Source organism: Paenisporosarcina quisquiliarum, from assembly GCF_043641925.1.
Lineage (GTDB): Bacteria > Bacillota > Bacilli > Bacillales_A > Planococcaceae > Paenisporosarcina > Paenisporosarcina quisquiliarum_A.
The window spans coordinates 140,580-165,985 of record NZ_JBHZRU010000001.1 but is presented as its reverse complement, the minus strand read 5'-3'; the positions used below and the strand labels follow the sequence as shown (position 1 = coordinate 165,985).

Sequence of the window (25,406 nt, the reverse complement as noted above, 5' to 3'; positions counted from 1 at the left end):
GGTCACTCCTGACTTTCAAGTATTTCTGTTAGCTTTAATCTCAATTGAGTTAATTGTTCATCAACACTTACGACGATTCGTCCGTGATTGGTTTCTATATAACAATCAGTTGCTTGCAAGTCTTCATTCACGAAAATCATAAACGGTACATCTACTGGAAAAATGGATGCTAACTCATCTCTATTTGCAGATACGAGTGCATGGTGAATGGTTGGAACGTACAGTTTGATTTCTTTCATTTCTCGTGCTTCCTTTAACCCTCTCTTAACAAGAGCTAAATAATGTTCTTCATTTTCTTCTAAAGCTATTCCTAAAATTCGTTCAGCTGTTCGAAGTGATAATTCTAAGATGACCTTTTCCTGCTCATCGATATATTTTTTGGCATTATCGTGTGTATGTTGCATGGTCTCATTGGCTTGTTGGATGGCATGCGTCATATCGCTTTGAACTTTTTGATGCCCCTCTTCAAAACCTTGCTGAAAACCTTCTTCGTAAGCTTGCTGTTTAAACTCAATTTTATCTTGTTCCCATTTTGTTCTTTCCTGTTCAATGTAAACTTGAGTTTGTTGCTTTTGGTTCATCAAAAGGTTTCGCTCAAGTTCAATTTCATCCATAGCCTTTTTCATAAGAACGTCACGCTCTTTTAAAAGCATATCGATCGTCAAAGGCTTTTCTTCAGTTACTTCAGATTGGAAAGAAAGATTTCGAATTTGAATGGATTTTGATGGTTCATTTGATGCACTTGCAAATTCTGATCGGATGATTCTAGACAATGACGTCATCTCCTCCGCCACGAGCTATAATGATCTCTCCCGCATCTTCTAGGCGTCTGATAACGGCAACAATTCGAGATTGTGCTTCTTCAACATCACGCAATCGCACTGGCCCCATAATTTCCATCTCTTCTTTAAACGTTTCAGCCATACGTTGGGACATATTGCGGAAAATGATATCTTTTACTTCTTCGCTCGACACTTTCATCGATAGTAGTAAATCTTCATTTTCACAATCACGAACCACACGTTGAATGGAGCGATTATCCAGTGTAACAATATCTTCAAAGACAAACATGCGTTTTTTGATTTCTTCTGCAAGTTCTGGATCTTGAATTTCAAGTGCATCTAAAATCGTTTTTTCAGTTTGTCTGTCAACACCATTTAAGACTTCGACAACTGCATCAATACCGCCTGTTTCTGTGTAATCCTGGGTTACAGTTGATGATAATTTTCGTTCAAGTACAGATTCAATCTCACTAATAACTTCTGGTGAAGTAGAATCCATCGTCGCAATACGTTTCGCGATATCTGCTTGCACCTCTTGTGGAAGTGACGACAAAATCGTTCCAGCTTGCTGTGCCTCTAAATAAGAAAGAATTAGTGCAATGGTTTGCGGATGTTCGTTTTGAATAAAGTTAAATATTTGAGAAGGATCTGCTCTTCGCGCGAAGTCGAATGGACGAACTTGCAACGAAGATGTCAATCTGTTGATAATAGATTGAGCATGATCAGACCCAAGTGCTTTTTCAAGAACTGTTCTCGCATAACCAATACCACCTTGCGAGATGTAGTCTTGAGCCAATGCAATTGTATGGAATTCTTCTATAATATCTTCCTTAACTTCTGGTTCTACTTTTTTAACGCCTGATATTTCTAAAGTAAGACGCTCTATTTCATCTTCATTAAGATGTTTGTAAATGGCAGCGGATACTTCAGGACCCAGCGAGATTAACAGGAGAGCAGCTTTTTGCTTACCTGATAAGTCTTTTTCTTTCCTGGACAACAGCCGAACCCCCCATTAATCTTCAGCAATCCAAGTGCGAAGTAATTTAGCAAAATCATCTGGCTTATCTTTCGCCATTTTTTCTAATTGCTTACGACGCAATGTAGCTTCCGTTTCTTTTTCTGAATTAATATCTGCCACGTTAAATTCTTCTCTTTGTTCTTCAAGTAAAAGCAAATCTTCTTGTTTTGATTTTCTAGAACGGAACATAAAGAATACTAGAAGTAATATAACTGCGAATAAAATTCCGCCTACGACAAACACCCACCAAGGAATAATCGGTTCTGTGTTTGCAAGTTCTGTAGCCTTCCCATTGAATGGTTGTACAGATACAACAATTTTTTCTCCCACTTGTTCTTCCGTTAATTGACCGACTGCATCTTTGTCAATCGTCGTACGAACGATTGTGGCAAGTATTTGTTCAATATCTTGCTCAACACCATCTGGTAACGAAGCAATATCTTCTGGGTTTGGCGGTTCAACCATTACTTGAAGTCCAATATCACGAATCTTATATGGACTTTCTACAATCTCTTTACGAATTCGGTTTACTTCATTATTAATCGTCTCTTCGATTTTTTCATAATCCCCACTACCTGCTCCACCTTCAACATAATTGGTGAAATTGTCAGTTGGATCTTCTCCTTCAGGAGTGCCACCTTCAACCGGTGAATTTCCTGTAAAGGTTTCGGAAATACGTTGTGCACTTATTTGAATGCCTTCCATATTCTCTTCATCAACAGGTTCAACTAAGTTTTCTTCACGATTTTCTTTTTGGAAATCGATATCGGTTGTAACTGAGACAATTACTTTGTCTTGACCCATTAATGTACCTAGCATTGTTTGAACTTGTCTTTGTAAATCTCGTTCAATGGTTTTCTTAATGGCCATTTGATCCATAACAGATGAACCAGCGGTCTGAGGTTTATTCAAATCGAAATACTCAAAGTATTGATTGGTAATAACAATATTTTCTGTAGATAAGTTCGGAACACTCTTCGAAACTAAGTTATACATAGCTAAAATTTGAGGTTCTTCAAATTGATAGCCAGGTTCTGTGTTTAAAACGATTGAAGCACTTGCTGCTTCGGTTGCTTGTGTTAAAAATACGCCTTCTTCAGGCAATGTAATCATGACTCGAGCATCTTTCACGCCTTGGATGCTTTTTAATAGGTTTGAAAGTTCTGTTTGAGTGGATGCTAGCTTTAGCACGTTAAACTCATTATCTGTCATACCAAATCCAGCATTTTGTGAGAAGAAGGAGTAGTCAATCGTTCCTGATTGAGGAAAACCTTCTGCCGCCATTTGGACAAGTAATGAATCAACCTGTTCAGATGGAACCAATATAGTCGTCCCGCCAGGAGCAATCTCATTTGGAACTCCTTGAGCATCCAGTGTCTCTTTAATACGACCAATTTCTGCTGTAGATACATCCTTAAATAATGGGACAAATTCAGTTTTTGTCGCAAAAAAAGTAACAGCTGCAGCGAGGATGATCACACCTAAGATTGTTCCAATTAATGTGCCCTTTTGCGTTTTTGTGCGGCTCCTCCAAAAGAGGGTCATATCATTTTTAAATTTTGTTATACGTTCATTCATTTTAATCCCCCGGTACTGGTGAGTGAGTCATGACTAAATCAGAAATATATTAGACACTCATACGCATAATTTCCTGATACGCTTCAATCACCTTGTTACGAACTTCCATCGTTCCACTTAGCATAATGCTTGCTTTTTGAGAAGCGATCATTACATCGTGTAGCTCGACTTGTTCACCACGGATTAATTTATCAGTCATTGTGTCAGACACTTTTTGTTGAGCATTTACATTTGATATTGCATCTTTTAACATCGCTCCAAATTGTTGTTGTGCTTCATAGGGAGTCGTTTTTTGCATGATATTTGGCACCGGTTGTTGAACTGGTGTTAAAAGTGATAATGGTTGTATTGGCATTTTTTACTTCCTTTCTTTACCGTTATTTCCCGATTTCTAACGCTTTCGTCAACATCGCTTTATTGGCATTGAAGACTGTGACATTTGCTTCATATGAACGTGTTGCAGAAATCAAATCGACCATTTCTCTTAGAGGGTCAACGTTTGGCATTTCTACATATCCATTTTCGTCGGCGTCAGGATGACTCGGATCAAATACTAGTTTAAATGGCGTTTCTCTATCTTCGTTGATCCTAGAAACTTTAACACCATTCCCAACTTGTCCTTTACTTGAATGTCCAACAGCAACATTCAAGAAAGATGAAAACTGTCCTTCAAGAGGTTTCAACGTAACCGATTTCCTGCGATACGGCTCCCACTCACCATTGACTAAACGTCCACGAGTGGTGTCTACATTGGCCATATTAGAAGAAATAACGTCCATACGTAATCTTTGAGATGTTAAGGCTGATGCAGTTGTATTCATACTATGGAAGATACTCATGTTCATTAGCCTCCTTTAATAACTGTTTGGAGTGAATTCAATTTGCCACTCACTCTATCTATCAATGCATTATAGTAAATTTGATTGGTTGCTAGATTTGCTTGTTCTTTATCCATGTCAACACCGTTACCATTTTGTCGGTAACGCATATTCGTATAACTAAAAACACCCGGAGAATAATCACGCATTTTAAAATCAAAATGCTTGGTATCTGTCCGGTATGCCGCCATCGACGACTGCTTTGCATCAGAAAACATCTGTGCAAAACTGACATCCTTCGACTTATAATTTGGAGTGTCGACATTTGCAATGTTTTGTGCAATTGTTTTTTGTTTCACACTCGCATATGCTAGTCCGTTCTCTAAGTTTTGTATGGTTCCACCAAATAAACTCAAATACTTCACCCCATTCTTTTCCTGTAACATTACGTTTTAATAACACTTTCTATCTCATTGTAAAGAAGATGTAATATAGTGTCTATGAACATTATGTAGTTTTTAATAGTCCATAATGACTGTTTTTTCGATTTATTTGAACTTTTTTCTACAAGACGGTCATTCCCAACTCCTATTTGTCGAATAAGACGATAATTTGTCGGAATATCATGTAATTAAGAGAATCTTCTGATAAAACTATAACAAAAAAACCACAGAGATGGAATTCTCTGTGGTTTTTAGACAGTTGAAAATAATAATAGATTAAATAACATTATGTAAAATGAAGGTGGTTGGCTATTTCTTTCGCTTTCCGCGGACGAAACGCAAGCCTCCTCGAGTCAGCTGTCTTTGACAACTGCCCCTGTGGGGTCTAGCGTGTTTCGTTTTTCCGCAGGAGTCTTCAGAAATAGCCAACCACCTTCTTACAAAATAGTTTGAAGGATTAAGTTTATAAATGCTATTAGAGATACTACAAAAATGATTTTTCAAGTGGGTATTTCGTGAAATAATCCCCTATTACAATTGAATTTGAATTACAGTATTAATAAATTAGGCATATAACCATTACTTACACGTTTATTTATGTTGTAGATTGCCTTACTATTAGATAAGCTTATTCATATTTATTAATTCACATCAATTTCAGTTGATTGGAATGGAAGTGGCGATTAAACCTTTTATATAGATTGTAGTGGCAGGCGGCGACTCCTGCGGGATTAGTGGGACTGGTGAGACCGCACAGGAGCTTGCGACGAGGAGACTCACCACCCGCCCCGCGGAACGCGTCCGCCTAAAACGGAAATCGACTATGTCATTTGCAAAAAAAGAGGTCTGCCCTTAAAAGTCATTTACTATGACTTTTAAGACAGCCCCTTCATTGATAAATCTTATTTTAATTTTAATTGAGCTAATTCATTTAAGAACTTATCATTTAACACTTTAATGTAAGTTCCTTTCATACCTAATGAACGAGATTCGATAACACCAGCACTTTCTAATTTACGCAAAGCATTTACAATTACTGATCGAGTAATACCAACTCTGTCAGCAATTTTCGATGCTACTAACAAACCTTCGTTACCATCAAGCTCTTCAAAGATATGCTCAATTGCTTCAAGTTCACTATATGATAGTGAGTTGATTGCCATTTGAACTACAGCTTTCGTACGTGCTTCTACTTCAATCTCTTCAGATTTTTCACGAAGGATTTCCATACCAACAACAGTTGCGCCATATTCACCAAGGATTAAATCGTCATCTTGGAATTCTTCTTTTAAACGACCAAGGATTAACGTACCTAATCTTTCACCGCCACCAATGATTGGAACGATTGTTGTTAAGCCATCTTTAAATAGTTCGCGGTTCTCAACAGGGAAAACAGTATGTTCGCTATATACATCTAAATTTGAAGAAGTTTCATTTACATGGAACAAGTTTTTTGTGTATTCTTCAGGGAATTGACGCTCTTCCATCATTTTAATCATACGTTCATTTTCAATCTGTTGATTAATGTCGAAACCTAATAATTTACCTTTACGACTTACGATAAAAACATTACATTCGATTACGTTGCTTAATGTAGTCGACATTTCTTTAAAGTTCACTTGCTTTGTCGCCGAGCCTTGCAGCATCGAGTTAATCTTTCTTGTTTTTGCTAATAAATTCATCTAATTGGCCTCCTGTGATTTAAACTGCTATTTATTCAATATTCTAAAGGTTTTTAATCTTCAATGATATAGATTTATCATACATTACAAAATAAATTGTGACAAATCTTTGTTTTTTACGATATTTCCTAATTTTTGATCGACATAGCCTGGCGTAATGTCGATATGTGCGGGTGATATTTCAGAAGCTTCAAAAGAGAGTTCCTCTAATAACTTTTCTAATATCGTGTGCAATCTTCTAGCGCCAATGTTGTCAGTTTCTTGGTTTACTTCCGTCGCAATTTCTGCAATTCGAGTAATAGCTTCATCAGTAAACTCAATAGTCACTCCTTCTGTTTCTAGAAGTGATTTATATTGACGAATTAACGAATGATCCGGTTCTTTTAAAATTCTAACAAAATCATCTTTGGTTAACTTTTCAAGTTCTACACGAACAGGGAATCTTCCTTGTAGTTCAGGTATCAAATCTGATGGTTTTGCCGTATGGAAAGCTCCTGCAGCAATGAACAACATATAATCAGTTTTAACAATCCCATGCTTCGTTTGAACCGTTGAGCCTTCAACGATTGGCAATATATCTCGCTGGACACCTTCTCTTGAAACATCTGCAGAGGATCCCGCTCCACCCTTGCTTGCAATTTTATCAATCTCATCAATAAAGATAATCCCAGACTGCTCCGCACGTTCGACTGCCTTTTGAGATAGTTCTTCATTATCAATTAATTTACCAGCTTCTTCAATTGTTAAAATTCGTCTAGCATCTTTAACTTGAACACGACGTTTTTTCTTTTTCTTCGGCATGAGATTTGAAAAGGCATCTTGCATGTTTTGACCCATGTTCTCCATCCCTGACCCTTGGAATGCGTCAAAGAGTGATGGAGACTGTTCAGTTACCTCTACATTTACCCATTCTTCCTCAAGCTTGCCGTCTCTTAAATCTTCCGCTATTTGTGACCGTTTTAAACGAACTTCTGTATCATCATTATTAGTTTCTTCTTGTTCAGCCTTTTGGCCAAAAAGCATTTCAAAAGGATTTTGTCCTTCATGCTTCTTTTTTAATGAAGGAACTAATAATCGAACAATGGCATCATTCGCCAAGCGTTCAGCTTGGCTTTTCACTGCTTCCATCATTTCTTCTTTAACTAAGCGCACCGAAGTTTCAGTAAGATCTCGAACCATGGACTCTACATCTCTTCCTACATAACCTACTTCTGTGAACTTGGTTGCTTCAACTTTAATGAATGGAGCCTTTGTTAACTTGGCAATTCTACGTGCAATTTCAGTCTTACCAACTCCAGTAGGACCAATCATTAATATGTTTTTAGGAATAACTTCATTTTTCATTTCATCAGACAACAAACTTCTGCGATAGCGATTTCGTAAGGCAACAGCAACCGATTTTTTCGCATCCTTTTGTCCGACAATATAACGATCCAAATGCTCAGTTATTTGTTTAGGGGTTAGATGTTTACTCATTCATTCAACGCCTCCACAATTATTTCATGATTTGTGAATACACATATATCGGCTGCAGTGGTTAATGCTGCTTTTGCAATTTGTTCGGCAGTCATTGTCTCACCAGCATATAGTTTTAATGCTCTACCTGCAGCTAATGCAAAGTTACCACCAGAACCAATTGCTAATATTCCGTCATCTGGTTCAATTACTTCACCTGTCCCAGAAACTAATAGCAAAGTTTCTTTATTCATTACCAATAGCATTGCTTCTAGACGTCTTAGCATTTTATCGCCGCGCCATTGTTTCGCTAACTCAACCGAAGCACGTTGCAAATTCCCATCATACTCCATTAACTTTGCTTCAAACATTTCAAATAACGTAAAGGCATCCGCTACTGAACCTGCAAACCCTGCCAAAACTTGACCATTAAATAATCGTCTCACTTTTTTTGCGGTATGTTTCATCACAACTTGATTGCCAAGCGTTACTTGACCATCACCTGACATGGCTGATTTTCCAGCATGTTGAATAGCGAATATCGTTGTTGCATGTATCTCACCCATTTAGTTCACCTCATTATTCGTTATGCACGTGGATGTGCATTCATATATGTTTTCCTTAAGTGTTCTTTCGTGACATGTGTATAAACTTGAGTGGAAGAAAGTTGAGAATGACCAAGTAACTCTTGGACTGTACGTAAGTCAGCACCATTGTTAAGTAAGTGCGTCGCAAATGTATGTCGCAACATATGAGGATAAATTTTTGTATGCAGAGAAGCTTTTTTAACCATCTCATTTAATACAAATCTTACGCCTCTTGGAGTTAATGGTTCCCCTCGCATATTAGTAAAGATCACTTGATGTTTTGTTTGTTTCATAAGTTTAGGACGTGCCACTTCTATATATTGTTCCAATGCATCATGGGCAAATTGGCCAAAAGGTAAATAACGTTCTTTACGACCTTTTCCCATTACTCGTAATATACCCAATCTCAAATCAATATCTACTTCTTCTAGAGATGTAAGTTCACTAACTCGAATACCTGTCGCATAAAGCAGTTCTAATAATGCTCGATTTCGAATGTCGAGTAATGAATCACCTTCTGCAGCTTTAAATAATTCCTGCATTTCTTCTTCATAAAAAAAATGAGGAAGACGTTCCTCTTTTTTAGGATGATATAGGGAGCGAAAAGCATCTTCTTTAAAACCAAATTCTCGATTCCCAAATTTATAGAACGATCGAATTGCAGAGATTTTTCTTGAAATCGTCGTTCTAGATAATTTATTTTCATACATTTTCGTTACGTAAAGTCTTGCATGAATATATTCAACTTGTTCTAATTCAGTCACGCCTTCCGCTTCAAGAAAATGGAAGAATTCAACGATATCAGATTCATATTCACGAACCGTATGGGACGAGTAGTTTTTTTCCAATTGAATATAACTTAAAAACTGATTAAGTGCTTCGGTTGGACTCATCAAGAATTCCCCTCCATTTGAGAAACACAACTGGTCTTGAGTACAAGGACAAGTTTTTCATTTTATATGTGAGTTCAAATGTTGAAAATGTACACAAGTATTAGAAAAACACAGCTTGCACCGAAAAGGGCGAAAGCTATGTTTTTTCTTATACTGATATTCAATCAAATCATATACTTTATAATCAGTAAAATAAAAAGCCTCTAAATTATAACAACAATTAGAGGCTTTTCGCAATTAAACTGATAGTGTATTCATAAAATTTTGAATTGTTGCTAGTGCGCGTTCAGCATGTTTTGAACCACGTTCTTCCTTTGTTTTGTATCTTTTGGAAAGAGGTGGGAACAGTCCGAAGTTCACATTCATAGGTTGGAAATTCTTTGGATCAGCTTCTGTGATATATCTTGCCATGCTTCCTAGCGCTGATTCATGAGGTACAGTTACTACCTCTTCTCCTAATGCCATTTTAGCAGCATTAATGCCCGCTATCAAGCCACTACCAGCTGATTCAACGTACCCTTCGACACCTGTCATTTGACCGGCAAAGAAAAGTTGGTCGTTATTTTGAAGTTGGTAAGTTGGTTTTAAGACACGCGGAGAATTGATAAACGTGTTTCGGTGCATGACACCATAACGGACAATTTCAACGTTTTCTAATCCCGGAATTAATTGTAATACTTCTTTTTGTGGTCCCCATTTTAAATGTGTCTGAAAACCAACAATATTATATAACGTCCCAGCAGCATCGTCTTGACGCAGCTGAACAACTGCATATGGTATCTTTCCTGTTTTTGGATCTTCAAGACCAACTGGTTTCATCGGACCAAAAAGTAACGTTTTTTTACCTCTTGCAGCCATTACTTCAAAAGGCATGCACCCTTCAAAATAAATCTCTTTTTCAAATTCTTTCAAAGGAACAACTTCTGCTGTAATTAAAGCATCATAAAAGCGGTCGAATTCTTCTTCCGTCATTGGACAATTTAAATATGCAGCTTCTCCTTTATCATAACGAGATTTTAAATATACCTTGTCCATGTTGATACTATCTTTTTCAACAATAGGAGCTGCAGCATCATAGAAGTATAAATAATCTTCACTCGTTAACTTTTGGATTTGTTCAGCTAACGCTGGTGAAGTTAGTGGACCACTCGCAATAATTGTTATCCCTTCAGGAATTTCTGTAACTTCTTCATTAATCACTTCGATGAGTGGGTGATTCTTCACTTTTTCTGTTACAAATGCAGCAAATTCATGTCGATCTACAGCGAGTGCACCCCCTGCAGGAACCGAACATTGGTCAGCTGCTGCAATAATTACTGAATCAAGCATTCGCATTTCTTCTTTTATAACGCCGACAGCATTGGTTAATGTGTTTGCTCGTAATGAGTTTGAGCACACCAATTCCGCAAATTTATCCGTATGATGAGCAGCTGTTTGTTTAACTGGTCGCATTTCATATAAACGAACCTGAACACCACGTTTGGCAATTTGCCATGCAGCTTCACTTCCAGCAAGCCCCGCTCCGATTACATTAACTATTGTCAATTTCGACACCAACCTTTTCTTTACGATATAGAATTTATTTCTTTAGATTTGTTTATTTATTAGTTTTAGCGATTCAGTTAATCAGAGATCAGCTAAATAATACTTCCCGACTGATCAATAAAAAGTTAAGCAGTCTTTAAAATCATTCAAGTCAAGATACAAGCGCCGGTCTCATTATAAGACGGCGCTTTGTGCTTTTCTATTTAAGCTTGTGCATCTTCTTTGTAATCACATGATGTACATTGAATTTGAATTCCTTTTTTCAACTTTTTCTCAACTAATAATTCATTACACTTCGGACATGGTCGGCTAATTGGTTTATCCCAAGAAACAAAATCACATGTTGGATAACGGTCACATCCGTAGAAAATACGTTTCGTTTTGCTCTTGCGTTCAACAACTTCGCCTTCTTTACATGTCGGACACTTCACATCGATATTCTTAACGATCGCTTTCGTATTTCGACATTCAGGGAAATTGCTACAAGCCATAAATTTACCGTATCGTCCTAGTTTAAAGACCATTGCAGATCCACATTTCTCACAATCTTCTCCTGCAGGTTCATCTTTAATTACGACTTTTTCCATTTCCTTATCAGCATGAATGACATGCTTCTCGAAGTTTTGGTAAAACTTATCGATGACATGAACCCACTTTTCTTGTCCTTCTTCCACACTATCCAAGTCTTTTTCCATTTGAGCAGTAAACTCGATATTAATAATATCCGGGAAGAATTCTAGAACGAGTTGATGAACAATGCCGCCAAGTTCAGTTGGAATAAATCTTTTCGCTTCAAGGGTTACATAACCACGTTTTTGAATGGTATCAAGGGTAGGTGCATAAGTAGAAGGTCTACCTATTCCTAACTCTTCTAGCGTTTTGACTAGTCTAGCCTCTGAATAACGTGGAGGCGGTTGTGTGAAATGTTGCTTTGGTTCTATCTCTAATTTTTTCACCATGTCGCCTTGATTCATAATCGGTAAAATACGATCTTTTTCTTCTACCTGATCGTCATTCCCCTCAACATAAACTTTCATGAAACCAGGGAATTTCACTTGTGAGCCATTTGCTCTAAAGACGACACCTTGATTTGTTAAGTCTACCGTTACAGTGTCTAATAGTGCAGAAGCCATTTGACTCGCCAAAAAACGCTCCCAAATTAATTTGTATAATCGGAACTGGTCTTTCGACAAAATCGCTTTTAATTGATCTGGTGCTCTTAATACACTTGTTGGACGAATCGCTTCATGCGCATCTTGAGATTTACTAGATTGTTTGACCGGAGCTGTGGTTGTTGAGATGTATTCTTTTCCATATTCAGTTTCAATATAGGATTGTGCATCTCTTTTAGCCGTATCAGAAATTCGAGTTGAATCCGTACGCATATAAGTTATTAAACCAACAGAACCTTCCTTGCCAACATTTATACCTTCATATAATTGTTGAGCAAGCATCATTGTTTTTCTTGCACGGAAGTTAAGTTTACGAGCTGCTTCCTGTTGCAATGATGATGTCGTAAACGAAGGAGCTGGATTACGTTTACGTTCTTTTTTCACAACGCTTGTCACTTCGAACTGATCGCCTTTTATTTGTTTTAAAATTTCTTTTACCTGTTGTTCGTTTGTTAGTTTGACTTTTTCTTTGCCATTTCCAAAATAAACGGCGTCGAAAGGTTTTTTACCTTTTTCAAAGTTCCCCTCAATGGACCAGTACTCTTCAGGTTGGAACGTCTTAATTTCGTTTTCACGATCAATAATTAGACGTAGAGCAACTGATTGAACACGTCCAGCAGAGAGTCCTTTTTTGACTTTCTTCCATAGTATTGGACTAATGTTGTATCCAACAAGTCGATCAAGAATTCTTCGAGCTTGCTGTGAATCAACAAGGTCCATATCAATCGGACGAGGATTTTTAAAAGATTCTTTTATTGCTTCTTTTGTAATTTCATTAAATACAACACGACAATCTGATTCAATATCAATGTTCAATGAGTTCGCGAGATGCCAAGCAATTGCTTCACCTTCGCGATCCGGGTCAGCTGCGAGATAAATTTTCTTCGCTTTTTTAGCTGCTGATTTCAAATCTTGCATTACGGGGCCTTTTCCGCGGATTGTAATGTATTTCGGAGAATAGTTATTCTCAACATCTACACCCATTTGACTTCGCGGCAAATCACGCACATGACCAAGTGATGCTTTAACTTTATATTTTTTGCCAAGGTAACGTTCAATCGTCTTCGCTTTGGCTGGCGATTCTACAATCACTAAAAAATCCGACATGTATGTGCCTCCTTATAGAGGTTCCTAATAAATCAATAAAAGAAATACCTGTTGCAAAATGTATAACAGATTGCAGTAGATTGCAACCATTTTTCATTTATGTGTCAACTTTGATGCACATTTTGTTTTAGTTCTTCAAGAATTTGGAAGCCGTTCCACACGGGTTTTGCTCCTTCAAGCATAAGTAAATGAGGACCAACTGACAACTCTGAAGATATGGAGCCTGGAACACAAAATACGTCCTTGCCGTTATCAATTGCATGTTGCATTGTACTAACCGTTCCACTCTTTTCTTTTGCTTCTGTAACTACCACTGCATGAGATAATCCACTTATTATTCGATTTCTCATAGGAAAAGTCCATTTTTTTGGCGTTACATAGGGTGGATATTCAGTCAAAATTAATTGATGTTGTTCCATGGTATGAAATAACACACGATTTTCTTTCGGGTATTGCGTAAATAAACCATGTCCAACAACAGCAATCGTTTTACCTCCAAGATTGTTGGTAGTAGTATGAGCCATTGCGTCAGCCCCTTTAGCTAGTCCACTAACAATCACAACCTTGTCCTTGATTAGTGGAGGGATAATAAAGTTCATCGCTTCTAGAGAGTATGCCGTTGCTTCTCGAGATCCAATAATCGCAACAAATAATTGTTCTTTTAAATAGCCGATTTTTCCTCTTGCATACAAAATAGCTGGCGGATCATATAACGTTAATAATTGTTTAGGGTAAGTGGGTTCATTAAATAAAATGGGGGTAATTTGATGCTTTTCATATGCTCGCAGAAGTGGGGTTTCTAGCGATTTATCATATGATTTTTGAAATCTTACTGTTCGTTCATAAGATAATTTTAATAAGTGGGAAAGTTGATGGATTGGCATTTTGTCGACAGACTCTAACTCAGGATCTACCTGAAGAAGTGGGGTAAGTCTGTTTAGCGGCACCGGAAAAACATAGTGCAGTGCTAGTAAACGTTGCTTAAACTGATCATCATTCATTCGTTTCCTCCTTTTTCATCCAATACTATTCAGGTTTATATCGAAAAAAAAGCGACACATCGGTTGATGTGCCGCTTAACATTATATTAATGTGTTTTACATTGATCGTACAAGCCTTTTTCTTTAATTACTTTAATTAAAGTTTCACCAATAACAGATGGAGTAGCTGCAACTTCCATACCTGCAGCATTCATTGCTTTGATTTTTTCAGCAGCTGTACCTTTACCACCAGAGATAATTGCACCGGCATGGCCCATACGTTTACCTTCTGGAGCTGTTTGACCACCGATAAATCCTACTACCGGTTTTGTCATGTTTGCTTTAATCCACTCAGCAGCTTCTTCTTCCGCTGTTCCGCCGATTTCACCAATCATAACTACTGCATACGTATCTGGATCTTCATTGAATGCAGAAAGTGCATCAATAAAGTCAGTTCCGTTTACTGGGTCTCCACCGATACCTACAGCTGTACTTTGTCCAATTCCTTCTTGAGAAAGTTGGTGTACTGCTTCATAAGTAAGTGTACCAGAACGAGAAACTACGCCTACATGGCCTTTTTTGTGAATGTATCCAGGCATAATACCAATTTTACATTCTTCAGGTGTAATAACACCTGGGCAGTTAGGTCCGACTAAACGCGTTTTTTTGCCTTCCATATAACGCTTCACTTTTACCATATCCAATACTGGAATATGTTCAGTGATACAAATCGCCATATCTAAGTCAGCATCAACAGCTTCTAGAATTGCATCTGCAGCGAATGGAGCTGGTACATAAATAACTGACACATTAGCGCCTGTTGCTTTAACAGCTTCTTCTACTGTATTGAAAACGGGAACGCCTTCAGCTTCAGTTCCGCCTTTACCTGGAGTAACACCAGCGACGATTTTAGTTCCATATTCAAGCATTTGCTTTGTATGGAAAAGAGCAGTTGATCCCGTGATACCTTGTACGAGTACTTTCGTATCTTTATTAATATATACGCTCATCTTTTGTCCCTGCCTTTCTTAGCCTACTAGTTCAACAATTTTTTGCGCGCCATCAGCCATAGAGCCAGCCGCAATAATGTTTAAGCCAGATTCGTTCAATAATTTTTTACCAAGTTCTACGTTTGTACCTTCTAAACGAACAACTAATGGTACTTGTAATCCAACTTCTTTAGCAGCTGTGATTACACCTTCAGCAATAACGTCACACTTCATAATTCCACCAAAGATGTTAACGAAAATACCTTTAACATTTTTGTCAGATAAGATGATTTTGAATGCTTCCGTTACTTTCTCAGCAGTCGCGCCGCCCCCAACGTCAAGGAAGTTAGCGGGTGATCCGCCGTAATAGCTGATTGTATCCATTGTTGCCATAGCTAGTCCAGCACCGTTAACCATACATCCGATGTTTCCATCTAAAGAAATATAGCTAAGGTCATATTTAGATGCTTCAATTTCTTTTGCATCTTCTTCATCATAGTCACGTAATTCTAAGATATCTTTGTGACGGTATAGAGCATTTGCATCGAAGTTAAACTTCGCATCAAGTGCCATAACGTCCCCACCACCAGTAACTACTAATGGGTTGATTTCTACGATTGCCGCATCTTTTTCAACAAATACTTGGTAAAGACCAAGCATGAATTTCACAGCTTTGTTAACTAAGTTAGCTGGAATGTTCATGTTGAAAGCCATACGACGAGCTTGGAAACCAGTCAATCCAACAACAGGATCGATAACTTCTTTAAAGATTTTTTCAGGAGTTGCTTCTGCAACTTCTTCAATATCCATTCCGCCTTCTTCAGAACCCATAAGAGTTACACGAGAAGTGGCACGGTCAAGTACTAAACCTAAGTAGTACTCTTTTTTAATGTCGCAACCTTCTTCAACAAGAAGACGCTTAATTTCTTTTCCTTCAGGACCTGTTTGATGAGTAACAAGTACTTTCCCAAGAAGTTCTTTCGCGTATGTACGAACTTCATCTAAGTTCTTCGCGATTTTAACACCGCCAGCTTTACCACGACCACCTGCGTGGATTTGAGCTTTCACCACGACAACGTCTGTGCCAAGTTCTTTTGCAACTTTTACCGCTTCTTCAGGAGAAAAAGCAACTAAACCGCTCGACACTGCGACACCATATTGTCTGAGGAGTTGTTTACCTTGATATTCATGGATATTCATTTTACATCCTCCAATCAAACTTCTGTCAAGTAATTTACTACCTTTACCATTGTATAAAACCTGTCATACAATGTCCACATAAGACTGCTATAACACGTAAAACATCAAATATTCCGACTTCTTGTCGTTTTATGACGAAACAGTTTGATACGCATTCCAGCTACCTTTCGACAATAAAAAAGAGATCTTTCGTCCATCTAGCGATGGTAACGAAAGATCTCTTTTATCTTCTTTTTAACCCTTGCGTTTGATCAATCCGGTAAATAAAGGCGAATACTTCAGCAACCGCTTGATATAATTCTTCCGGGATTGATTCATTAATGTTCAGTTGACCGAGCAAAGACACTAAACTCGGATCCTCTTGTATCGGTATTTGGTTTTCTTGTGCTTTTTTTAAAATGTTTTCCGCAATTTTCCCTTTTCCTTTTGCAATAATGACAGGAGCATTTTCAGCATCTGGCTTATATGTGAGGGCAATGGCTTCTTTTCTTCTTAGTTGCTCTTCATTCATATCTTAATATCGACTCCTTGTGTAGGCACTTGATGTTGACGATCGAGTCCTGGAATCGGTTGTTTTTCAAACTGTTTCATAAAGACACCCGATAATTGATAATCCAGTGCTTGCAAACCATCTTTTAGTGCATCTTTAAACGGTTCTGCAACCGCTTGTAAGGCATCATTTTCATTAAATATCGTAACGGTAACCACTCGATTTTGAACTTGCATATCAATAACGGTTTCTTTAAGAGCATTTAAATCCAAATAAAACATAACACGAGCATAGTTCGAATCAATTTTTCCATCTTCCTTCATGCGGCCATTCCATTGAAGCGTAGCATCCATTTTCTTCCCTAAGAAATCAAGTGGAACTTGCATAAGCAATTGATGTTGAGGACCATTTTCACCTGATAAAATTTGAAGTCCATTCATTCGAGTAATAATGGTGTCAGCAACTTCTTTCATTGGCATAGAAATACTTGGGTCTTGTAATAAAGCCAATAGTTGCGGCTTAAGTGTTTCACTCATTTGTGTAAGGTTACTACCTAATTGTCCTAACTTAGCTTCATAGGAGAATCCTAAATCTTGTAAGACTTGCTTCATCGCCAATTCAATTGTTTTCTGATTCACTCCAGATTGGACAGCTAATTCCGCCTGACTTAACACTTGTTGAACGGGTATCTGAGTAGATTGGCTAGCTACTGAAGTTAGTTGCTGAAATACTTTTGAGTTTGGAGCGGTTCCATTTAAAGATTGTAGTAGGGACAAAATATGCTCCTTAGGCGCATTGCCTTGAACATCAGTTTGCAAAGGTGCTGTTTGGCTAAGTGAAGCAAATGCTTTCACGATTTCATTTGTCATTGTCTTCACACTTGTTTTCCAAGCTTGTGAATTTACTGGTGTATTTTCTAAACGTTGTAATTGTGTTTGCAATTGAAGTTTGACTTCATTCGATAATAATTGGTTTTGCTGAATCGAAGTTTGTAACGCCTGGACATTCGTTTGTACTTGACTAGGTGTTGATTGATGCAACTGAATTAATTGCTGACCAATCGTTCCTTGACTCTCTGTTTTTGAGCTTGCACTTATAGTGGAAGACGGGTTCAAAAAATTAGAGATGGATGCCTGCTTTGGAACAAGACCTACTTCTTTTAACATGCTTAATAAACTAGATTTATCACTTACAGAAGAATTCGGTGACAATAATGTCTCCAAAGCCTTGCCAACAATGGTGCCACCAAGTTCCTTAGACAATGGTTGTGTAATCTGATTTAGTGTTTGTTGAATTGCAGCTTTTTGAACGGGTGGTAGCGATTGGTCAGATTGAAGCGTTTGTTTTAGTGAATCCAATAACGTATTGAGTCCTGTTTTATCACCACCACTGATGATTGATCGAAATATCTCATTTGTAAAAGGTAATTTCATCTCACTCATTCGTTGAAGAGCTTGCACTGCATCTGCCAGTTTCACTTGGGGCGGCAGATTTTTTATCCATTGTTCTGCTTGTACTAGTTGGTCTTTGGACAAAGGAATTTGTTCCTTCACCATATGTTGAACTAGCGCTTGCATTGTCGGAGTTTTAGGCAATTGAAGCGAATCCATTAATTGTTGAATTTGCACAGAAGGAGACGACGTTTGTGGCAGAGCTCCTGTTACAACTTTTAGTTGCAACTCTGGCTTAACACTTGTTACTTGAAAATAATGTGAGTCGCCAGCCTTTAGTGGGACTTCAAGCTTGGCGATCATTTTTTGATTTCCTACTTGCACTTCAGCCGTTTGATTTGGATACAATTTTTTTATATTGCCATGAAATACTTGTCCCTGCTTTAAAGAGAGAGGTTGTTCAGACACAGATTGTGATCGCATATTAGGCTGAATAGAAGAAAAAGACGCCGCTGTCATAGGTAACCCCCTCCTTTCCAACTACATAGATTTAATAGGTTCAAATGATTTGCGATGAATCGGCGTATAGCCAAAACGTTGTAAGGCTTCTAAATGTTCAGCTGTTCCATAACCTGCATTTTTCGAAAAAAGATAGTTCGGATATTGTTGATGCCATTCATCCATTAATTCATCTCTAGTTGTTTTAGCCAATATAGAAGCAGCTGCTATACATAAGCTTTTAGAGTCACCTTTTATAATCGAGTGCTGTGATATGTCTAACGGAAGTTTCATCGCGTCTATTAACAATACATCCGGTTGAATGCTTAAAAGTTTAACAGATTCAACCATGGATTCTTTAGTTGCTTCGTAAATATTGATTTCATCTATTCTTAATGGGGGCTGAACATGAATGCTATATGATTTTGCATGTTTCTTTATCTGCTGAGCAAATTCGTTTCTTTTGCTACGGGAGATTTGTTTCGAGTCATTTATTCCGATTAAATCTGTATGTATGTCTTCAAAAATCACCGCTGCGGTTACAACCGGACCAGCCAAAGGTCCTCTCCCAGCTTCATCTATTCCTGCGATCAAATCTTGAGCTGTTTGTTTAAAAGAATTGTCGAACTCTATTTTACTTTGATGTTGTTGAATGATCATTTGCTGTTTTGCTAATTTCATCTCCCAAGAGTTCAGTAACTTTTGAACGCCTTTTCTAGGGTCATGAACGAGACTTTCGATAAAAGAATTGCGGTCTTTCGTAAGGTTCAATTGAGTTGCTATATCTTGTATTGTTTTCATTTAAATCAGTCCTTCTTTACTACCTATATTATCGGCTGTGTTCTACGTTTTTAGAGAGTTATTCGTTAGATTAGAAAAACCTTTTCTACCCGAAGGTAAAAAAGGTTATTGCACATCTTGTTTTTCGCTTTCTTCAACGAAGTCAAATGTTAATTTACCAAGGTTTTCTCCACGTATATCTCGGACAATTAATTCAGCTACTTGATCATAATCAATTTCTCCACCAGTAGAAAATGTCCGACGGAGTTTTCCAATATGATCGAACGTTTTAACTAAGTCTTCATCAACTTCTGTCAATTGGTATCGATCTTCCATACGTTTTGGATAATGCTCAGCTAAAAAACGCAATCCATATACCGCTAAGTCTTCCATATTCGTGATCGTATCCTTAATTGCCCCAGTAAGAGCAAGTTTATAACCAACAGATTGATCCTCAAACTTTGGCCATAAAATCCCTGGTGTATCGAGTAATTCTAATTCTTTTTCTACTTTAATCCACTGTTGAGCTTTAGTAACACCAGGCGTATTTCCCGTTTTAGCTAAATTCTTTTTCGCTAAACGGTTTATAAGTGTTGATTTTCCTACGTTTGGTATACCCACGATCATGGCACGTATAGCTCTTGGTTTAATACCTCGTGAACGCATGCGTTCCCATTTCTCTTCAAGTAACTCTTTTGCCGCTTTTATTACTTGTTGCAAACCTTTACTATCAAAAGAATTTATGGCAACTGCTTTGTGCCCTCTTTCATCGAAATACTTGAGCCACTTTTTCGTTTGATGATCATCTGCCATATCTGCTTTATTTAAAATCAATAATCTAATTTTCTGCCCTACAACCTCATCAATCATTGGATTACGAGATGACAATGGCAAGCGTGCGTCAACTAATTCAAAGATAATATCAACGAGCTTAAGCTTTTCCGTTACTTCACGACGAGCTTTGGCCATATGTCCTGGGAACCATTGAATGGTCATATGTTTTCCTCCTTAAGTATTACTTGACGATACTTATTTCATTAGGAGGCCAGAATATAACACTTGTGCTTCCGATGATTTCGTCCATCGAGACAACGCCAATGTGACGACTATCCTTGCTGTATCGTCGGTTATCTCCCATTACGAAAACATAACCTTCAGGTACAACTTCCTCTTGAATAAGTTCTTCTAAAGTAAAATCTTCTGTTAGTGTTCCTTCAATAATTTCTTTTTTAAAAGGATCTAAGTATGGTTCAGGCTTTGCTTCACCATTTATATATAATTGATCGTTTTTATAAGCAACATGATCTCCAGGGAGTCCAATAACTCGTTTAATGTAGTCTTTTTGTTCTGGGGCATGAAATACGACGATATCGTACCGATTCGGTTCTCCAACGTCATAGCCGATTTTGTTAACGATCATTCGATCACCGTTTTCTAACGTCGGCATCATGGATTCTCCATCAACAACAATTGGTGTAAATAAAAAGAAGCGAATGAGCCATGCAAGACCAAATGCAATCAATAAAGCCTTCGCCCACTCCCATATTTCATTTTTTTCTTTTTTAACTTCTTCCATCAAATTGCCCCCCTGCTTGTACTATTATTATTGTACAAGGAATTAACACCACAAGCAAAAAGAAAGAGAGCTTGAAATCCAAGCTCTCTTTCTGGCTGTAAATTATCGAATTTCTTTGATACGTGCAGCTTTACCACGTAAGTTACGTAGGTAGAACAATTTAGCACGACGTACTTTACCACGACGAATAACTTCTAAAAGAGTGATTTTAGGCGTGTGAACTGGGAAAATACGTTCAACACCAACACCGTAAGAAATTTTACGAACTGTGAAAGTTTCGCTTACTCCGCCACCACGACGTTGTATAACTACTCCTTCGTACAATTGGATACGTTCGCGAGTTCCCTCAACGACCTTAACGTGAACACGAACTGTGTCACCTGGACGGAAATTCGGAAGATCCGTACGAAGTTGTTCTTGTGTAATTTCAGTAATAATATTTTGCATATTTTTCTCTCCTTAGACAGATGCTCTTGCTAGCGACAATGGCTACAGCGGAACATCGTAATTCGGTACTCCACATAGAAGTACAGAATAGATGATACCATATAACCACGCACAAAACAAGATAATCTAGTTATTTTTATTTTGTTCCCATTGACTTATTAGCTGTTGATCTGCTTCGGACAAATTTAGAAAAGTTAGCAAATCTGGACGTCTTGACCAAGTTCTGAACAGAGATTCTTCATGTCTCCACTTTTCAATCTTCGCGTGGTTCCCAGACATTAGAACGTCAGGCACAGTCATCCCTCTAAAATCTGCAGGTCTTGTATAATGTGGATGCTCTAGCATGCCTGTTGAAAAAGAATCTTGGACTGACGAATCACCGTTGCCTAGTACCCCGGGTAAAAGTCTCACTACACTATCGATGACTGTCATAGCGCCAAGTTCTCCACCGGTTAATATAAAATCCCCTATTGAGACTTCGTCTGTAACCAAGTGTTCTCTTATTCGCTCATCATAGCCTTCATAATGTCCACATAAAAAAATCAATTCTTCTTCTTGAGCAAATTCTTCAGCTTTCTTTTGTGTAAATCTCTCACCTTGGGGACACATCAAAATAATCCTTGGTTTTTTAGACGTACTCGTAATCGCCTCTACGGCTTGAAATAAGGGCTCTGGCTTCAAAACCATACCTGCACCCCCCCCATAGGGATAATCATCAACCTGGTGGTGTTTATTGCCCGAATACATACGAAAGTCAGTAACTTCTAACGAAACAGCTTCTTTTTCTTGAGCTTTTTTTAAAATAGACGAATTAAAAACGCCTGTAAACATCTCAGGAAAAAGTGATAAGACATGAATCTTCATCATGATAATAAGCCGTCCAACACATCGATAGTTATTTTTTTATTTTCAATATCGATATCTTTTACAACATCCTCAATGTAAGGAATATAATGATCTTTTCCGCTAGCCGGTTTTACCGTCCAAACATCGTTCGCTCCAGTTTGCAAAATATCCGTAATTACACCGATTTCTTGTCCCTCTGTTCCAATAACTGTGCAACCAATAATTTCATGGAAATAGTATTCATTGCCTTCTAATTCAGACAATTGATTTTCCGATACTTTTAATATGCCATCACGGAATCCCTGAACCATTTCAATCGTTAAATAGCCTTCAAATGTTAATAAGTCAAAATTTTTGTGGCGACGATGACTTGCAACAGTTAAGACAATCGGTGTTTTTGAATCACTTTTAAATAAGCTAAGTTTATTTCCAACAGCATATCGTTCTTCAGGAAAATCAGTGCTTGAAATGACGCGTACTTCACCACGAATTCCGTGTGTATTCACGATCTTACCTACATTAAACCAATTCATCTGTTTCACTCCTTATTTATAGGCGAAGTTAAACGCTTCATTGACTGGATTGACACCTGCGTGTACATAGCAGATTTGTCCTTTTAATAATTATCAACTAAACGGTTTATCCGTGTCTATTTTAAAAACACAGCTAGCACCACAAAGGCACAGCTGTCTTTCTTTGTCCTATTGTTTAATCGGAATTCCAACTTATTGTACAAAAAAGGAAGGAACCATGGCCCCTTCCTTTTTCTACTATTAATCTAGAATATCGACATACGTCTTCTTCTTATGGTGACTGCTTGCTGCTGAATAAACAATGGTACGAATCGCTTTCGCAACACGACCTTGCTTACCAATAACTTTCCCCATATCTTCAGAATGGACAGAAAGTTTGTAGACAATACGGTTTGCATTTTCGTCAATTTCAATACGAACTTCTTCCGGATAATCAACTAATGGTTTAACAATTGTTTCAATCAGCTGCTTCATTAGGCTGCCCCCGATTACTTAGCGTTTTTTGCGTTATGGAATTTCTCCATGATGCCTTGTTCTGAGAACAAGTTACGTACTGTATCAGATGGTTTAGCACCAGTTGATAACCATTTCAACGCTAGTTCTTCGTTGATTTTTACTTCAGCTGGTGAAGTTAGTGGATTGTAAGTTCCCACTGTTTCGATTTGACGGCCGTCACGTGGAGCACGAGCGTCAGCAACAACGATACGATAGAAAGGAGATTTTTTAGCTCCCATACGTTTTAAGCGAATTTTAACTGCCATGTTTAATAGCACCTCCGAATAGTTTCACACAAGATAGTATATTATCAAGATTTGATTTGTTTGTAAAGTGTTTTTTCTTAACACCTTAAAAATTGCTTTAAAATTTATTTAAAAAGCGAGTCTAATCCTGGCATTTTCATCTTTTTCTTGCCTTTTTGTTGCATTCCAGACATTTGTTTCATCATTTTTTTCATGTCTTCAAATTGCTTAAGCAATCGATTGACGTCCTGAATGGTCGTCCCAGATCCTTTTGCAATTCTTTTTTTCCTACTAGAGTTAATCACTTCAGGTGTCGTTTTTTCTTGTGGCGTCATTGCATAAATGATCGCTTCTACTCGACCCATTTGTTTTTCATCAACTTTAGCATTTTCAAGCCCTTTAATTTTCCCAGCACCGGGTAACATTTTGATAATGTCTTCTAAAGGACCCATTTTCTTCACTTGGTTTAATTGCTCGACAAAATCGTCGAATGTAAATGTCTGTGTTCTAAACTTTTCTTCAAGTTCTTTGGCTTTTTCTTCATCCACATTGGATTGAGCTTTTTCAATTAAAGACATCATATCGCCCATGCCTAAAATACGTGAAGCCATGCGCTCAGGGTGGAACGCTTCAAGAGCATCCATTTTTTCACCCATACCAACGAATTTGATTGGTTTTTCAGTAACAGAACGAATAGATAACGCAGCACCACCACGTGTATCACCATCTAATTTCGTTAAAACGACACCCGTAATGCCAAGGGCTTCATTGAAACTTTGAGCGACATTAACCGCATCTTGACCTGTCATTGAATCAACAACTAAGAAAATTTCGTCCGGTTCTTTTAAGGCGCGAATGTCTTTTAGTTCCTGCATTAAAACTTCATCAACATGTAAACGACCTGCTGTATCCACAATCACTACGTCATGATGTTCTTCTTTAGATTTTTCAATCGCTTGACGAACAATTTCAACTGGTGATACTTCTGTTCCGAGTGAAAACACTGGCAACGAAAGTTGTTTACCAATCGTTTCAAGTTGTTGAATGGCTGCAGGACGATAAATATCAGCTGCAACTAGTAATGGTTTACGATTGTATTTCTTGCGAAGCACATTCGCTAATTTCCCGCTAGTTGTCGTTTTACCAGCACCTTGCAAGCCGACCATCATAATCACAGTCGGTGGTTTTTTAGCAAATTGAATTGGCGCTTGCTCCCCACCCATCAATAAAGTCAATTCATCTTTAACAATTTTAATGACTTGCTGACCAGGAGTAAGGCTCTTCATCACATCGCTACCAACAGCTCGCTCACTTACTTTTTTGACGAATTCTTTTACTACTTTTAAGTTAACGTCGGCTTCAATTAAGGCAAACCGAACTTCTCTCATCATTTCTTTAACGTCTGCTTCGGAAACTTTTCCTTTTCCTTTTATACGTTGGATGGTTCCTTGCAGCCGCTCAGCTAGACCTTCAAATGCCATGCACGCCGCCTCCTAATCCCATTCTTTTAGTTGATTGACAAGTCCCATGACAACATTTTTTTCAATCTCATCTCGCTCCATAGCAAGCGTTAATTGTTCAATAACCATTTGTCGTTGTTGAAACTTTCCAAATAACTCTAGTTTATCTTCATATTCTTCGAGCATTGCTTCAGTACGTCGAATATTATCATAAACTGCTTGTCTAGAGATTTCGTATTCATCCGCAATTTCACCTAATGAATGATCGTCTAAATAATATAAATGCATATAACTGCGTTGTTTCTCTGTAAGTAGAGATTGGTAAAAGTCGAAGAGAAAGTTCATGCGTGTTGTTTTTTCTAAAAGCATCATGATCTCCGCCTTCATCTGTTTTAA

General features: G+C 37.8%; 27 protein-coding genes. All 27 read right to left on the bottom strand.

What is annotated here, in order from left to right:
- Window positions 1–2 precede the first annotated feature (2 nt).
- Window positions 3–782 carry a flagellar assembly protein FliH gene (gene fliH / locus ACHUE4_RS00815; protein WP_394187373.1) on the bottom strand — a complete coding sequence of 260 codons (780 nt, stop codon included), beginning with the start codon at window positions 780–782 and terminating at the stop codon, window positions 3–5.
- Entirely contained in the window at window positions 766–1,779 is a 1,014-nt protein-coding gene (gene fliG, locus ACHUE4_RS00810; RefSeq protein ID WP_394187372.1) for a flagellar motor switch protein FliG, read from the bottom strand. The genes fliH and fliG overlap by 17 nt, the downstream gene beginning before the upstream one ends.
- 15 nt (window positions 1,780–1,794) lie before the next feature.
- The gene (gene fliF, locus ACHUE4_RS00805; RefSeq protein ID WP_394187371.1) at window positions 1,795–3,378 is read right to left on the bottom strand and encodes a flagellar basal-body MS-ring/collar protein FliF; all 1,584 of its coding nucleotides are present in this window, start codon (window positions 3,376–3,378) and stop codon (window positions 1,795–1,797) included.
- 49 nt (window positions 3,379–3,427) lie between these two features.
- Window positions 3,428–3,733, bottom strand: a complete 306-nt coding sequence (gene fliE / locus ACHUE4_RS00800) for a flagellar hook-basal body complex protein FliE (RefSeq protein ID WP_394187370.1) — start codon at window positions 3,731–3,733, stop codon at window positions 3,428–3,430.
- Between the two features lie 22 nt (window positions 3,734–3,755).
- On the bottom strand, window positions 3,756–4,217 hold the full coding sequence (gene flgC / locus ACHUE4_RS00795; RefSeq protein ID WP_394187369.1) for a flagellar basal body rod protein FlgC: 462 nt from the start codon (window positions 4,215–4,217) through the stop codon (window positions 3,756–3,758).
- A 5-nt stretch (window positions 4,218–4,222) separates the two neighbouring features.
- Complete coding sequence (flgB, locus tag ACHUE4_RS00790) at window positions 4,223–4,612, bottom strand: flagellar basal body rod protein FlgB (RefSeq protein ID WP_394187368.1); 390 nt, start codon at window positions 4,610–4,612, stop codon at window positions 4,223–4,225.
- Window positions 4,613–5,541: 929 nt separating this feature from the next.
- Complete coding sequence (gene codY / locus ACHUE4_RS00785; protein ID WP_394187367.1) at window positions 5,542–6,321, bottom strand: GTP-sensing pleiotropic transcriptional regulator CodY; 780 nt, start codon at window positions 6,319–6,321, stop codon at window positions 5,542–5,544.
- 84 nt (window positions 6,322–6,405) lie between these two features.
- Entirely contained in the window at window positions 6,406–7,797 is a 1,392-nt protein-coding gene (gene hslU / locus ACHUE4_RS00780) for an HslU--HslV peptidase ATPase subunit (protein WP_394187366.1), read from the bottom strand.
- Complete coding sequence (gene hslV, locus ACHUE4_RS00775) at window positions 7,794–8,342, bottom strand: ATP-dependent protease subunit HslV (protein ID WP_394187365.1); 549 nt, start codon at window positions 8,340–8,342, stop codon at window positions 7,794–7,796. The genes hslU and hslV overlap by 4 nt, the downstream gene beginning before the upstream one ends.
- Window positions 8,343–8,362: 20 nt before the next feature.
- Entirely contained in the window at window positions 8,363–9,256 is an 894-nt protein-coding gene (gene xerC, locus ACHUE4_RS00770; protein WP_394187364.1) for a tyrosine recombinase XerC, read from the bottom strand.
- Between the two features lie 237 nt (window positions 9,257–9,493).
- Entirely contained in the window at window positions 9,494–10,801 is a 1,308-nt protein-coding gene (trmFO, locus tag ACHUE4_RS00765; RefSeq protein ID WP_394187363.1) for an FADH(2)-oxidizing methylenetetrahydrofolate--tRNA-(uracil(54)-C(5))-methyltransferase TrmFO, read from the bottom strand.
- 203 nt (window positions 10,802–11,004) lie between these two features.
- Window positions 11,005–13,080 carry a type I DNA topoisomerase gene (gene topA / locus ACHUE4_RS00760; protein ID WP_394187362.1) on the bottom strand — a complete coding sequence of 692 codons (2,076 nt, stop codon included), beginning with the start codon at window positions 13,078–13,080 and terminating at the stop codon, window positions 11,005–11,007.
- Between the two features lie 104 nt (window positions 13,081–13,184).
- On the bottom strand, window positions 13,185–14,081 hold the full coding sequence (dprA, locus tag ACHUE4_RS00755; RefSeq protein ID WP_394187361.1) for a DNA-processing protein DprA: 897 nt from the start codon (window positions 14,079–14,081) through the stop codon (window positions 13,185–13,187).
- 86 nt (window positions 14,082–14,167) lie between these two features.
- Window positions 14,168–15,070 carry a succinate--CoA ligase subunit alpha gene (gene sucD / locus ACHUE4_RS00750; protein WP_394187360.1) on the bottom strand — a complete coding sequence of 301 codons (903 nt, stop codon included), beginning with the start codon at window positions 15,068–15,070 and terminating at the stop codon, window positions 14,168–14,170.
- Between the two features lie 18 nt (window positions 15,071–15,088).
- Window positions 15,089–16,249 (bottom strand): ADP-forming succinate--CoA ligase subunit beta, encoded by a 1,161-nt coding sequence (gene sucC, locus ACHUE4_RS00745; RefSeq protein WP_394187359.1) that lies wholly within the window; start codon window positions 16,247–16,249, stop codon window positions 15,089–15,091.
- A 223-nt stretch (window positions 16,250–16,472) separates the two neighbouring features.
- A complete protein-coding gene (locus ACHUE4_RS00740) occupies window positions 16,473–16,760 on the bottom strand; it encodes an EscU/YscU/HrcU family type III secretion system export apparatus switch protein (RefSeq protein ID WP_394187358.1) in 288 nt (95 codons plus the stop codon).
- Window positions 16,757–18,649 (bottom strand): hypothetical protein, encoded by a 1,893-nt coding sequence (locus ACHUE4_RS00735; protein ID WP_394187357.1) that lies wholly within the window; start codon window positions 18,647–18,649, stop codon window positions 16,757–16,759. The genes ACHUE4_RS00740 and ACHUE4_RS00735 overlap by 4 nt, the downstream gene beginning before the upstream one ends.
- Before the next feature lie 21 nt (window positions 18,650–18,670).
- Window positions 18,671–19,429 carry a ribonuclease HII gene (locus tag ACHUE4_RS00730; protein WP_394187356.1) on the bottom strand — a complete coding sequence of 253 codons (759 nt, stop codon included), beginning with the start codon at window positions 19,427–19,429 and terminating at the stop codon, window positions 18,671–18,673.
- A gap of 105 nt (window positions 19,430–19,534) precedes the next feature.
- Window positions 19,535–20,404: a ribosome biogenesis GTPase YlqF gene (gene ylqF / locus ACHUE4_RS00725; RefSeq protein WP_394187355.1), complete on the bottom strand. Its 870-nt coding sequence runs from the start codon at window positions 20,402–20,404 to the stop codon at window positions 19,535–19,537.
- A gap of 19 nt (window positions 20,405–20,423) precedes the next feature.
- Window positions 20,424–20,984 carry a signal peptidase I gene (lepB, locus tag ACHUE4_RS00720; protein WP_394187354.1) on the bottom strand — a complete coding sequence of 187 codons (561 nt, stop codon included), beginning with the start codon at window positions 20,982–20,984 and terminating at the stop codon, window positions 20,424–20,426.
- Between the two features lie 102 nt (window positions 20,985–21,086).
- The gene (gene rplS, locus ACHUE4_RS00715; protein ID WP_394187353.1) at window positions 21,087–21,431 is read right to left on the bottom strand and encodes a 50S ribosomal protein L19; all 345 of its coding nucleotides are present in this window, start codon (window positions 21,429–21,431) and stop codon (window positions 21,087–21,089) included.
- A 126-nt stretch (window positions 21,432–21,557) separates the two neighbouring features.
- Entirely contained in the window at window positions 21,558–22,295 is a 738-nt protein-coding gene (gene trmD, locus ACHUE4_RS00710; protein ID WP_394187550.1) for a tRNA (guanosine(37)-N1)-methyltransferase TrmD, read from the bottom strand.
- Window positions 22,295–22,810: a ribosome maturation factor RimM gene (gene rimM / locus ACHUE4_RS00705; protein ID WP_394187352.1), complete on the bottom strand. Its 516-nt coding sequence runs from the start codon at window positions 22,808–22,810 to the stop codon at window positions 22,295–22,297. Before rimM ends, trmD begins: the two co-directional genes overlap by 1 nt.
- A gap of 240 nt (window positions 22,811–23,050) precedes the next feature.
- On the bottom strand, window positions 23,051–23,284 hold the full coding sequence (locus ACHUE4_RS00700) for a KH domain-containing protein (RefSeq protein WP_394187351.1): 234 nt from the start codon (window positions 23,282–23,284) through the stop codon (window positions 23,051–23,053).
- A 14-nt stretch (window positions 23,285–23,298) separates the two neighbouring features.
- Window positions 23,299–23,571, bottom strand: coding sequence for a 30S ribosomal protein S16 (gene rpsP / locus ACHUE4_RS00695; protein WP_394187350.1), 273 nt, complete (start codon window positions 23,569–23,571; stop codon window positions 23,299–23,301).
- Window positions 23,572–23,675: 104 nt separating this feature from the next.
- Window positions 23,676–25,031, bottom strand: coding sequence for a signal recognition particle protein (gene ffh, locus ACHUE4_RS00690; RefSeq protein ID WP_394187349.1), 1,356 nt, complete (start codon window positions 25,029–25,031; stop codon window positions 23,676–23,678).
- A 12-nt stretch (window positions 25,032–25,043) separates the two neighbouring features.
- On the bottom strand, window positions 25,044–25,379 hold the full coding sequence (locus ACHUE4_RS00685; protein WP_394187348.1) for a putative DNA-binding protein: 336 nt from the start codon (window positions 25,377–25,379) through the stop codon (window positions 25,044–25,046).
- Between the last annotated feature and the right edge of the window lie 27 nt (window positions 25,380–25,406).